This is a genomic window from Micromonospora globispora (assembly GCF_003857015.1).
Classification (GTDB): domain Bacteria; phylum Actinomycetota; class Actinomycetes; order Mycobacteriales; family Micromonosporaceae; genus Micromonospora; species Micromonospora globispora.
Genome location: NZ_QGGF01000223.1, coordinates 1 through 12123, shown reverse-complemented (window position 1 = coordinate 12123; position 12123 = coordinate 1). Strand labels below are relative to the sequence as shown.

The 12123-nt window shown below is 70.4% G+C and carries 11 protein-coding genes, 2 tRNA genes and 1 pseudogene; 8 read left to right on the top strand and 6 right to left on the bottom strand.

Annotation, left to right across the window (positions count from 1 at the left end; all coding sequences use genetic code 11):
- From DKL51_RS34835 to DKL51_RS09480, 4 genes are all read left to right on the top strand, one after another.
- Positions 1–344, top strand: a 344-nt coding sequence (locus DKL51_RS34835; protein WP_185734763.1) for a hypothetical protein, incomplete at its 5' end; no start/stop codon positions are given.
- 44 nt (positions 345–388) lie between these two features.
- Complete coding sequence (locus DKL51_RS09490) at positions 389–2071, top strand: copper resistance CopC/CopD family protein (protein WP_109942904.1); 1683 nt, start codon at positions 389–391, stop codon at positions 2069–2071.
- A gap of 17 nt (positions 2072–2088) precedes the next feature.
- A complete protein-coding gene (locus tag DKL51_RS09485; protein ID WP_109942905.1) occupies positions 2089–2808 on the top strand; it encodes a YcnI family copper-binding membrane protein in 720 nt (239 codons plus the stop codon).
- Positions 2809–2924: 116 nt separating this feature from the next.
- On the top strand, positions 2925–3557 hold the full coding sequence (locus tag DKL51_RS09480) for a hypothetical protein (RefSeq protein ID WP_124811963.1): 633 nt from the start codon (positions 2925–2927) through the stop codon (positions 3555–3557).
- Between the two features lie 155 nt (positions 3558–3712).
- On the opposite strand, the gene DKL51_RS09475 is transcribed toward DKL51_RS09480, so the two are convergent.
- On the bottom strand, positions 3713–4969 hold the full coding sequence (locus DKL51_RS09475; protein ID WP_109942907.1) for a glycosyltransferase 87 family protein: 1257 nt from the start codon (positions 4967–4969) through the stop codon (positions 3713–3715).
- Positions 4970–5042: 73 nt separating this feature from the next.
- Here DKL51_RS09475 and orn point away from each other — a divergent pair, with 73 nt between their 5' ends.
- Both orn and DKL51_RS09465 read left to right on the top strand, forming a co-directional pair.
- Positions 5043–5633 carry an oligoribonuclease gene (orn, locus tag DKL51_RS09470; RefSeq protein WP_109942908.1) on the top strand — a complete coding sequence of 197 codons (591 nt, stop codon included), beginning with the start codon at positions 5043–5045 and terminating at the stop codon, positions 5631–5633.
- 115 nt (positions 5634–5748) lie between these two features.
- Positions 5749–5824: transfer RNA gene (locus DKL51_RS09465), tRNA-His, on the top strand.
- A 108-nt stretch (positions 5825–5932) separates the two neighbouring features.
- On the opposite strand, the gene DKL51_RS09460 is transcribed toward DKL51_RS09465, so the two are convergent.
- A complete protein-coding gene (locus DKL51_RS09460; protein WP_109942909.1) occupies positions 5933–7201 on the bottom strand; it encodes a L,D-transpeptidase in 1269 nt (422 codons plus the stop codon).
- A 228-nt stretch (positions 7202–7429) separates the two neighbouring features.
- The gene (locus DKL51_RS09455; RefSeq protein WP_124811962.1) at positions 7430–8689 is read right to left on the bottom strand and encodes a L,D-transpeptidase; all 1260 of its coding nucleotides are present in this window, start codon (positions 8687–8689) and stop codon (positions 7430–7432) included.
- Positions 8690–8875: 186 nt separating this feature from the next.
- On the opposite strand from DKL51_RS09455, the gene DKL51_RS09450 reads away from it, so the two are divergent.
- Positions 8876–8951: transfer RNA gene (locus DKL51_RS09450), tRNA-Lys, on the top strand.
- A gap of 84 nt (positions 8952–9035) precedes the next feature.
- Here DKL51_RS09450 and DKL51_RS09445 read toward each other — a convergent pair.
- Complete coding sequence (locus DKL51_RS09445) at positions 9036–10298, bottom strand: tyrosine-type recombinase/integrase (RefSeq protein WP_124811961.1); 1263 nt, start codon at positions 10296–10298, stop codon at positions 9036–9038.
- Complete coding sequence (locus tag DKL51_RS36235) at positions 10298–10534, bottom strand: helix-turn-helix domain-containing protein (protein WP_260428447.1); 237 nt, start codon at positions 10532–10534, stop codon at positions 10298–10300. Before DKL51_RS36235 ends, DKL51_RS09445 begins: the two co-directional genes overlap by 1 nt.
- An 83-nt stretch (positions 10535–10617) precedes the next feature.
- Here DKL51_RS36235 and DKL51_RS09435 point away from each other — a divergent pair.
- Positions 10618–11663 (top strand): annotated as a pseudogene (locus DKL51_RS09435) (transposase); the annotation flags it as partial.
- Between the two features lie 29 nt (positions 11664–11692).
- Here DKL51_RS09435 and DKL51_RS09430 read toward each other — a convergent pair.
- Positions 11693–12123: integrase core domain-containing protein (locus DKL51_RS09430; protein WP_221623153.1), on the bottom strand; the 431-nt coding region annotated here is incomplete at its 5' end.

Genomic DNA, 12123 nt, shown 5'->3' with positions numbered 1-12123 from the left:
GGGTGGCCGTCGCGGTGGCCGCGGTGGCCCAGCTCGCCATCGCGCTGCCGAACCCGCATACCAGCCGGGAGATGGCCTCCTTCGACGCGGCGCTGGCGGTCGGCTTCGCGCTGGCCGCGTGGCGGCCGGAGCGGGCCCGGGCGTTCCTGCCGGTCGCGTGGGTGCTGGCGGCCTGCCTCGCCGGCACCAGCGCGGTGGACATCGCCAGCTCGACCACGGCGCTGGTGCACGAGGTGGGACACCTGGCCGCCGTCGTGCAGGCCGGTCTGCTCTGGGCGCTCGGCCGGGTCAGCGCCGAGCCCGAGCGCCCGCTGCCCACCGCCCTCGCGCCGGGACGCGGGTGAGTGCGGTTCGCCGCTGGCGGGTGCGATCGGCGAGCATGATGGTCATGTCTGCTGCCGTACGCCGCCGGCCCGTGGCCGTCGTCGGCCGTCGAGCGGCCACCCGGGTGGGTGCCGTCGCCGGTCTGCTGCTCCTCCTCGTCGCTCTGCTGCTCGCCCCGGCCGCCCCGGCGAGCGCCCACGCCGTGCTGGTCAGCAGCAGTCCGGCCGCCTCGGCGGTGGTGCCGAGCGCGCCGTCCGAGGTGGTGCTCACCTTCAGCGAGGGGGTCCGGACGGTGCCCGGCAAGATCCGGGTCATCGCGCCGGACGGCTCCCGTGCCGACCGGGGTGAACCGTCCGTTCAGGGCGCGGTGATCACCATCCCGGTGGACCCGGGCGGCGCCCGCGGCACCTACCTGGTGAGCTTCCGGGTCATCTCCGCCGACAGCCACCCGGTCCCCGGCGCGTTCACCTACTCGGTGGGCGCGCCCTCGCCACCGCCGGTGGACTCCGGTACGGACAACCGGGCCGACCCGGTGGTGGAGAACGCCGTCAAGGTGGCGAAGTACCTCGGCTATGCCGGCCTGCTGCTGCTGGTCGGCCCGGCGCTGGTGCTCGCCGCGCTCTGGCCGCGCCGGCTCTCCCGGCGCGGGCCGGCCCGGCTGGCCTGGGCGGGGCTGGGCCTGCTGACCTTCGCCACCCTCGCCGAGCTGTGGTTGCAGGTGCCCTACACCGCCGGCGGTGGGCTCCTCGACGTCACCGGCTCCGGGCTGAGCGACATGCTGGGCAGCGCGTACGGCACCGCGCATCTGGTCCGGCTCGGGCTGCTCGCGGCGGCGGCGTTCCTGCTCCGTCCGCTCTTCGCCGGCCCGATCGGCCGGAGCGACGGGATCATCCTGACCATCCTGGGCGGGGCGGCGATCTTCACCTGGCCGCTGGCCGGCCACCCGGCGGCCTCGCCGGCGCCGGCGGTCTCCGTGCTCGTGGACGCGGTGCACCTGGGCAGCATGGCGGTCTGGCTCGGTGGCCTGGTGATGCTCGTGGTGTTCCTGCTGCGTCGGGCCGACGAGCGGGAGCTGGGGGCGATTTTGCCGATCTGGTCCCGCTGGGCGGCCCTCGCGGTCGCGGCGCTGCTGCTCGCCGGCACCGTGCAGGGCCTGATCGAGGTGGCCACCCCGAAGGCCCTGGTCGACACCACGTACGGCCGGCTGCTGCTGATCAAGATCGGGCTGTTCGTCCTGGTGCTCGGCGTGGCCGCGTACTCCCGGGCATTGGTGAGGCGGCGCACCGCGGCCCAGCGTCCGGTCACGCTGCGCCGGCTGATCGGGGTAGAGCTGGCGATCACCGCCGTGGTGCTCGGGGTCTCGGCGACCCTGGTGCAGACCACCCCGGCCCGTACCGCCACCACCCAGGTGACCGGTACGCCCGCCGGCTACTGGTCGACCACGCTCTCCAGCCCGATCTACTCCCTTCAGGTCGAGCTGGACCCGGCCGAGCGGGGCAACAACTCCGTACACCTCTACGCGTACACGAAGGACAACCGGCCGCAGCCGGTGAAGGAGTGGAAGGCGACCGCCGCGCTGCCGTCGGCCGGGATCGAACCGATCGAGATCCCGCTGCTGCCGCTGACCGACAACCACGCCACCGGGGAGATCAACTTCCCGGCGGCGGGGGAGTGGCAGCTCCGCTTCACCGTTCGCACCTCCGACATCGACCAGGCCACGGTGACCGCCACCGTGCCGATCAAGTAAGAGAGAGGCTCTCGCTGATGTTCCGTCCCCGGCGTTCCGCAACCGCCGCCGCACTCGCCCTCGCCGCCGTGGCCACCGCCGTGCTCGGCTTCGCCGGGCCCGCCTCGGCGCACGTGTCGGTGAACCCGAGCGAGGCGACCCAGGGCGGCTACGGCCGGTTCGCGTTCCGGGCGCCGAACGAGAGCGACCGGGCCTCGACCACCAAGGTGGAGGTGGTACTTCCGGAGAACGCCCCGGTCGGCTCGGTCTCCACGATGCCGGTGGCGGGCTGGACGGTGACGGTGGAGAAGCGCAAGGTGAACCCGCCGATCGACGTGCACGGCAGCCAGCTCACCGAGGCGGTGTCCAAGCTGACCTGGACGGCCTCCGGCGACGCGGCGATCAAGCCGGGCCAGTTCCAGGAGTTCCCGGTGTCGATGGGGCCGCTGCCGCAGGTCGACCGGATGGTCTTCAAAACGCTGCAGACGTATTCCGACGGCGCCGTCCAGCGGTGGATCGAGGAGCCGACGCCGGGCGCGGCGGAGCCGGAGGACCCGGCGCCGGTGCTCACCCTGACCGCCGCGTCTCCGTCGGCGGCCCCGGCGGCCAGCGGCGGTGCCGCGGCTCCGGCCGACGACGACTCCGACGCAACCGCGACGGCCCTGGGTATCGCCGGTCTGGTCGCCGGGCTGGCGGGTCTGCTGCTCGGCGGTCTGGCGTTCGCCCGGACCCGGCGGGAGCACGCGCCAAAGGCGTGACGGGTGCCGGCCGCCTTTCCGCGGCCCTTTGAGTGCTTGCCGTGGATATCCGGCGATTGTGCGGTTCGCGTCGGTAAGGTCTGCCGGGTAGTTGGCTACCGAGGGAGACGACGCGAATGCGGTTCGTGCGAACCATCGCCGGAATGCTGCTGTTGACGATGGGGATCCCGGCGCTCCTGGCCGGCGTCGCGCTCTGCGCCGCCGCCCGGCACGCCGACCCCGACGGCGGCTTCGGCGCCCGCTTCGAGACGGTCCGTACCCCGGGCCGCGCCGTGCTGGTCGCCGACGTGGACGAGCTGCTGCGGGCCGACTGGTTCCCGGGGGCGGCGTGGGGACTGCTGGCCGGCGGAATCCTGCTGGTGGCGCTGGCCGTGGTGCTGCTGCTGCGCCCGGTCCGCCCGCGTGAGGTGGTCTTCGTCGTCGAACCCGACCAGGTTCCGGTGCTCGCCGGCCGGCTCGGCGTGAGCTCGCTCAGTGGACTGGGCCCGCAGCCGACCGCGCGGGACCGGCGGCCGTTGGCCGGGCGGCAACTGGTCCCGGTCGGGCCGGTCCCCGCGGACCGTCCCCGGCCGGCGATCGGGCCGGTGCCCAGCCGGCGACCCGCCTCGCTGGGCGACCTGCCGGAGAGCACGGGGATGACGACGACCTGGTCCTGGCCCCCGGAGGGCGCCGAGGAGACGGCCCGATCGGTGCGGGTGGACGGTCCGATCCGGGCGGAGTGCCCGGACGACCCGGACGCGGACGGCTGACCGGCCGGCCGAACGGCGGGTGGCCCTCCGCGCTGCCGACGCGGAGGGCCACCGCCACCGGGGGATCGGTGCTACCTGGGAGATACTTGAGGTAGTTGGGACCAGATTAACGCCGAACGGCGCCGCTCGGGACATCTGTCCATTTGGTGCAAGTTTCAGGGTGCAACTGCGCGAGGCCGCGGGGCCGGCCGGGTCGGCAGCACCGCCAACAGCAGCAGGCTGAGCAGCACGTACGCGTTGCGGGTGACGAACTCGGCGGGATTGTCGGTGCGCGCCGGGGCCACGCCCCAGTCCTGGAACGTCACCACCCCGTAGATGATCACGAATGCCGTGCCGATGGCGAGGGTGAGCAGCCAGCGTCGCCGACGTACCCCTGCGGCCGTGCCCCGGTCGGCGTCCAGGGCCGCGTCCACCAGCACCACCACGGCCGGGATGAACCAGTACAGGTGGTGGGTCCAGGTGATCGGGCTGACCAGACCGCCGACCAGCCCGGTCAGGGTGAGGCCGGCGAGCGCGTCGCCCGCCCGGGCCGCCCGGGCCGCCCGCCACAGCCCGTACGCGGCGACCAGGACGACCAGCAGCAGCCACGGGAGCTGGCTCGGCTTCTCCGGTGCGGTGATCCGGCTGAGCAGGCCGAACAGTGACTGGTTGCCGGTGTAGTCGGTGCGCCCCACCCGGTCGGTGGCCCAGAGCTCGTGGGTCCAGAAGCGCCACGAGTCGGACGGCGCGACGGCAGCCGCCAGCAGAGTGGCCAGCGCCGCGGTCGCCGAGGCCACCACCGCCGCGCGCCACCGCCGGGTGGCCAGCAGGTAGACGATGAAGATGCCCGGGAAGAGCTTCAGCGCCGTCGCGAGCCCCACGCCCACGCCGGCCCAGCGACGTTCCTGCGGTACGGCGAAGAGCAGATCGGCCAGGATCAGCACCACCAGCAGCATGTTGATCTGACCAAAGGTGATGGTCTCCCGGGTGCTCTCCACCGTGAAGACCAGCAGGACGGCCACCGTGACCGTGAACACCCGCGGCAGGTCGTGCCGCTCGATCATCGGCTGCACCAGCCACCGCGTCGTCACCACCACCCCGATCGCGGTGAGGATCGTGAAGGCCGCGACGGTCACGCCGAGCGGCAGCAGCGCGAACGGTCGCAGCAGCAGCGCGCTGAACGGCGGATAGGTGAAGTAGAGCGCCCCCTGCACCCGGTCCGGCTGGACGTAGTCGTAGAGCGGGTGGCCCGCCGCCCACCAGTCCATCGCCCGCATGTAGATCTTCAGGTCGAAGAAGTCGTGCACCAGGCCGGGAAGGTAGAGCGCAGGCAGCACCGCCGCGAGCGCCACCACGGTGACGAGCCGACGGACCGTACGGCCGCCCGGATCGTCCTCGGTGACGGCGGGTGGCGCGACGGGTTCGGCTGGCACGGAAAAACCCTAGCGGTCTCGCCCGGCGACGGTGCCGAGGCGCGGGGAGGTGGGCGACGCGTAGTCTGGTCCGGTGGCTGATCTTCTCGTCTGGATCGACTGTGAGATGACCGGGTTGGACCTCGGCCGGGACGCGCTGATCGAGGTCGCCGCGCTCGTCACCGACCCCGACCTGAACGTGCTGGGTGAGGGCGTCGACGTGGTCATCCACGCCGACGAGGCGGCGCTGGACGGGATGCCGGAGATCGTCCGGACCATGCACGGCAAGTCCGGGCTCACCGAGGAGGTCCGCCGCTCCACGGTCACCCTGGCCGAGGCCGAGGACATGGTCCTCGACTACGTCCTGACGCACGTCAAGGACCCGCGCAGCGCCCCGCTCTGCGGCAACTCGATCGCGACCGACCGGGGTTTCATCGCCCGGGACATGCGGCGCCTCGACGCCCACCTGCACTACCGGATGATCGACGTCTCGTCGATCAAGGAACTCTGCCGGCGCTGGTACCCGCGGGTGTACTTCGGCCAGCCGCAGAAGGGGCTGGCCCACCGGGCGCTGGCGGACATCCGGGAGAGCATCCGCGAGCTGGAGTACTACCGGCGGACGATCTTCGTACCGCTGCCGGGACCGGACGTGGAGAGCGCGAAGGCCATCGCGGCCCAGCTCTGACCCGCCGGGCCGGGCCGCTCCGGGCGGGTCGGCCCGAACCCGCTGGACGGGGCCGGCCCGGGTGTGGCTATTATTAGTCCGCGCCCCGCCCGGCTCGACCGGCGCGGAGAGCATGGTGGCTGTAGCTCAGTTGGCAGAGCACCGGGTTGTGGTCCCGGTTGTCGTGGGTTCAATTCCCATCAGTCACCCCACGAACGGAAGCCCCCTCCCTCGGGAGGGGGCTTCCGTCGTTCCGCCCTCCTGCGGAAACGCGAGAGCCCCCTCCGGTCGGAGGGGGCTCCCTTGGGGTCCGCGGTCGGTCAGGGTGTTGCCTCGGCGCTGGGCTCCGCACCGGTGCCCGGCTCGTACGGCAGGGCGCTGCCCTTGACGTACTCGTCCCAGCTCATGTTCCAGTCGGTCCAGCCGTTGCCGTTCTGAAGCTTGCGCTCGGTGCCCTTGACCGTGATCGGGTCGCCGATCCGGGTGTTGGCGAAGAGCCACGCGCCGTCGGCCATCGAGACGTTCACGCAGCCGTGCGAGACGTTGACGGTGCCCTGCTGCCCCTCCGACCAGGGGGCGGCGTGGATGAACTCGCCGCCCCAGGTGAGCCGCTGGGCGAAGTCGATGTCCGTCCGGTAGCCCTCCTCCGGGCCCAGCTCCGCCATGGTGTCGAAGACCGTCTTGCGCAGCTTCTCGATCACCACCATGGTGCCGCTGGACGAGGGGGTGGTCTTCTTGCCCAGGCTGACCAGGATCGTCTTGATCACCTTGCCGTCCTTGGTGACCGTCATCCGCTTGGTGCGGTTCTCGACGGTCATCACGAAGGACGGGCCGATCTTGATGTCCACGGCGAGGTCCGAGCGGCCGTACCAGCCGTCGCCGAGCGGCAGCCCGCCCGCCTGGATTCGGTACGACACCGTGCTGTTGGCCTTCCAGAACTCCTTCGGCCGGTAGCGGACCTCGGTGGGGCTGACCCAGTGCCAGATGCCCTCCTGCGCCGGCTTCGCGGTCACCGTCATCCGGCGCTGGACGTCGTCCCGGTAGTCCTCCGGGATGGCCCGGCTGAACTTCACGATCAACGGCATGCCCACGCCGACGACCTGGTTGTCGCCGAGGAAGCTGACGACCCGGATCTGCTTGGCGGGCCGGTCCATGGTGGTGAAGGTGCTCGTCGCGGTGGCCGGCTTGTCGTCGTCACCCGTCGCGGTCACCGTCGCCGTGTACGTCTCGCCGTACTTCAGGGCGCCGTCGGGCAGCCAGCTCTTCCGGTCGGCGGCCAGATCGCCCTCGACCTCCTTGCCCGCCGAGTCCTTGACCTCGACGGTGACCTCCTCGGCGTCCTTCGTCGTGAAGGTGATGCCGGTGGAGGCGGGCACGTCCTTGGCGTCGGCCTGCGGCTCGGTGATGGTGGCCGTGGCCTTCGGCGGGTCTTCCGCGGGGCTCTGCCAGCTCGACGGCTTGCCACCGTCGCCGTTGGTACAGCCGGTGAGCGCCATGGCGACGGCGAGCACCCCTGCCGCGAACACGCGGCGTCGCCCGCCGCGCCGGGCGGTGCCGCACCGGGTCAGCTCGTCCTGGCTAGCTCGCATGTTTCCCTCACAGTCGTGATACCCCGTCCCATCGTCCCCTACTGACGCAGCGATACGGATACCCGTTGTGGGGGGTGAACCGAAACACCCCGACCATGTTGTGTCGATTTTGGTAAAGTCCGGCGGTTTGCGAGTGAGGAGCGTCTCTGCCGGCGCCTGCGGTGCGCTCGCCCATGGTCACCCACCGTGCCCCGGCCTCGGTCCACCGGGCCACCGGTACGCCCCGACTCAGAAGGCCGGGCCCGCGCCGCCCTCCGGCACCGGCAGTGCGCTGCCCTCGACGAACTCCGACCAGCTCATGCTCCACGCCGTCCAGCCGTTGCCCGGGACGAGCTTGCGCTCGGTGCCGCGCACCGTGACCGGGTCGCCGATCAGCGTCCGGGCGAAGAGCCACCTGCCGTTCGCCATGGAGACGTTGACGCAGCCGTGCGAGACGTTCTCCCGGCCCTGCACGCCCTCCGACCAGGGCGCGGAATGGATGTACTCGCCACCCCAGGTCAGCCGCTGGGCGAAGTCGATCTTCGTGACGTACTGGTTGTCCGGGTCCGGCTCGTCGCGGGTGTCGAAGACCGTCGACTCCTTCTTCTCCATCACCACCATGGTGCCGCTGGAGGAGGGGGTGCTCTCCTTGCCGAGGCTCACCGGCAGGGTGCGGATCACCGCCCCGTCCTGGTACACGGTCATCCGCTTGGTCGCGTTGTCGACCTTCATCTCGAAGGAGCGGCCGATCTTCGCGGTGGCGGTCCGGTCGACGTTGCCGTAGCGGCCGTTGCTGAGCGGGATGCCGGCCAGCGCCAGCCGCACTGTGATCGTGGTGCCCGGCTTCCAGTACTCCGGCGCCCGGTAGTACGCCTGCGTGCCGTTGTAGAGCCAGTGCCAGGCGCCCGGCTGCGGCGGGTCGGTCTGCACGAACATTCGCTTCTGCACGGCGGCCCGGTCCTTCTTCGGGATGCCGGGGGAGAACTCGGCGACCACCGGCATCGCTACGCCGTACGTCTTGCCGCTGAACATGTACAGCCCCGAGCCGATCATCGACTTCGGCTTGGCCATCGTGGTGAAGCTGCTGGTGCCCTGGTGGCTCTGGCCGTCCGTACCGGTGCCGGTCACCGTGGCGGTGTACCGGGTCTTGTACTTCAGCGGCTTCGACGGCACCCACGACGACCCGTCGCGGCGTAGTTGGCCCTCGACGGTGTCGCCGTCGGCGGTCGCGAGGACGACCTTCGTCACCTCCCCACCGCCGGGGATCTTCGCGCGGATCTCGCTGCTGATCGGGCGGTCGTCGTCGCCGTCGGCCGGGTTCACCGTCAGCGGGGCGACGGCCTGCGGTGACGGCGCGTCCGTGGTCGCCGCCGCGGCGGGGGCGCCGGTCTGTTGGGCGCCGCTGACGAACTCCGGCTTCTTCTGGTCGCCCCCGCACCCGGTCAGTGCCAGCGACGCCGTGAGGACCAGGGCACCCACCATCGCCCCGCCCCGCGCGAACCTGCCCATCCCCACCTCTGTTCTCGCGTGCCTGGCGGACATGGTGCCGTATCACTGCCATCACCTAGCGCCCCGCGCGCTCCGGGCGAGGGTCTTTATGCGCTTTGCCCGTTAAGCTCGGCCGAAGAGGGGAGGCGGGGATCGGATTGGAACCCGGGTCGAGGGCCGTGCTAATCTTCTCCCCGTTGCCAGCGAGCGCCGCTAGCTCAACTGGCAGAGCAGCGGACTCTTAATCCGCGGGTTCGGGGTTCGAGTCCCTGGCGGCGCACCAGCAATCATCTGGGCATCCACCCTTCACGGTGGGTGCCCAGATGTCGTTTCGGGGTGAGTGACAGCAACGGCGACAGCAACCGCTTCAGTCATCTCCGCCATCATCCGCCTCTTCCGGCTCGCTGAGCGCCGCGTCGATGTGGCCCGCCGCCTCCTGCTGCATTGCCGGCATGACGTGTCCGTAGATGTTCATGGTCACGGCGATCTGCGAATGGCCGAGGATGTCCATGACCACCCGTGGCGACACGCCAGCGGCCAGCAGCAGGGTGGCACAGGTGTGGCGCAGATCATGGAACCGAATCGGCCGCACACCGGCTCGCGCAATCAACCGGCCGAAGGCGGTGTTCAGGTTGCGTGGTTCGACATGACGACCGGTGGCAGTGGTGAAGACGAGCCCTGTCTCCTGCCACTGACCGTCGGCCAGCTTGCGCTCATGCGCCTGGACGCTGCGGTGGCGCTTCAGCGCCTGCACCACGACTACCGGCATCGTCAGCACCCGTCGCGAGCGGCGCGACTTGGGCGGGCCAAACACCACACCGTCGCCGCGAACCCGCTGCAACGTCTGCCACACCCGTAACTGTCCCGCATCCAGGTCGACATCCGACCACCGCAGCCCGAGGAGTTCGCCGCGTCGCAGACCAAGAGCCAACGCGACGACGAATAGGGCGTGCAGCCGATGTGCTCGGGCTGCCGCCAGGAAGGCTCGGGCTTCGGCCTCGGCCCAGGGGTGGATCTCCTCTCGCCCAGGCGCGGGTGCCTGCACCAACCGAGCGACGTTGCGGGCAAGCAGCTCCTCGCGCACGGCCTGGCTGAGCATCGCCCGCAGCACGGCGTGAACCTGCTGAACCGTTCGCGCCGACACCTTGGGTCGCTCGTCCTCGGGCTGATCCTTCCGGCCGGCGGTACGCGTTGACGCCGCCTTGGCGAGCATGAGCCGCACATCGGCTGGGGTTAGGGCGGTGAGGCGCCTCTTTCCGATGGCTGGCACCACGTAGCGCGCCACCAACGACCGGTATCGAACGAGCGTGGTCGGACGCAGCTTGGGTGACGCAACATGCTCAATCCAGTAATCCGCGTACGAAGCGATCGTCCATCCGGTGGCATCAGTCGGCAGACCGCGATTGGAACGGCTCTTGATCTCGGTGAGCTTGGCGTCGACCTCCTCTGCCGAGCGACCGTAGACGGGCACGCGCTTGTAGGTGCCGTCAGCGGTCAGGACGTAGGCAGCCCCTGCCCACCGGCCATCTTTGCGCTGGTAGATCGACCCTTGGCCGTTGGCGCGCTTCTTGGAACGGCGACGCCGAGGCTCCTCAGGCTCAGGGAGCGGCAAGGCGATCACTGCACCCATCAGGCAGCATCCTCCTCAAGCGAGGCGAGGAAGCTCCGCAGAGCCGTCACCGGAATCAGACGGCGGTCCCCTATTTTTACCGAGCGCAGCCGACGAGATCGGATCAGGTTGTAAAGCATCCACTTGCTGACCCTGAGGCGGGCGGCGGCCTCAGCTTGGTCTTTAACCTTCGGTGTCCGTCGGGGTTGGACGATCCTGTGTGGACGCGGCGTGTCGTGGAGACGGAAGACGGCCACCGTTTGATGATCTTCGGTTTCCCTGGCAGGACACGAAGATCAAGGCGGTGGCCGTGGCCACGATTCTGGACTACCTGAGCGGGCTGGTACCGCCCGACACGCCCACGACCGACCCCGCATCGGTGCTGGCGGGATGGCGTCGGGACTTCTACCAGTGCTTGACCCGGCGGGCGGACGTGTTGTTTGAGCTCACCGACGCGGTGCTGTGCGCGGACGGGCCGGTGCACAGTCTGGTCGATCTCACGCTGACGGCCGAGCACCGGCGTGGTCACGGCGCCCTGTACGACGGGCTGAACAGCGGCCGCATCGACCTGGCCCGGTTGCGGACCACCCTGAGCATGCTCTCGTTGCCGAGAACCGTGGACGGTCGGATCGTTCTGGCGGTCGATGTCAGTAACTGGCTGCACCCGGACGCCTCCACCTCGGCAGACCGGCTGTTCTGCCACGTCTACGGCCGGGCGAAGGGCCAGGCCCAGATGATTCCCGGGTGGCCGTACTCGTTCGTCGCCGCGCTGGAATCCGGGCGCACCAGCTGGACCGCGGTGCTGGACGCGGTCCGACTCGGACCCGCCGACGACGCCACTGCCGTGACCGCCGACCAGCTCCGCGACGTCGTGGGCCGCCTCATCGCCGCAGGGCACTGGCGCCATGGCGATCCTGAAATCCTTGTGGTCGCCGACGCCGGCTACGACATCACCCGACTGGCGTTCGTCCTGGCAGATCTGCCGGTGGAACTGCTCGGTCGCCTGCGCACCGACCGGGTAGTACGACTACCGAAGCCACCCCGGCTGCCCGGCAGCACCGGCCGCCCACCCAAACACGGACCCGAGTTCCGCCTGGACAACCCGGACACGTGGCGGGCACCGCAGCACCACACCACCACCGCCACGACCCGCTACGGCACCGCCAACGCCTGCAGCTGGGACCGGCTGCACCCGCGGTTGACCCGCCGCACCTGCTGGATCGACCACGACGGGGACCTGCCCGTCGTCGAAGGCACCCTGATCCGGCTGCAGGTCGAGCACTTACCCGGCGACCGCGACCCCAAGCCGGTGTGGCTGTGGTGCTCCGCCGTCGACGCCACCGCCGCTGACGTGGCCGATGGTGGCGGGCGTTCCTACGTCGCTTTGTCAAGCCCCGGGTTTGGTGGAGAGTTGGTTAGCTGGTTTTCAGGGGTGCGCTGACCGGGTGGGTCATCGCGTGTAGTGCCTCGTGTTCGGCGGGTGGGACGTGTCCGAGTTCGCCGTGGAGCCTGCGGTTGTTGTACCAGTCGATGTACTCGACGGTGGCCATCTCCAGGTCGTCCAAGCCGCGCCAAGGCCCCTTGTTGCGGACGAGTTCGGCCTTGTATAGGGAGTTGAACGCTTCGGCCATCGCGTTGTCGTAGGAGTCGCCCTTGGAACCGACGGAGGCGACGGCGCCGGCCTCGGCGAGTCGCTGGGTGTAGCGGATCGCTCGATACTGGGCGGATTCAACCGGTCGTCGCAACACCTTGTCGGAAGGGTGAAGCGATGGGCAGTGGGCCGGGGCAGAAGCGGGTTCGGGAGTATCGGGGTCAGATTCCTTCGCCGGGTCGACCGACGGTGGCG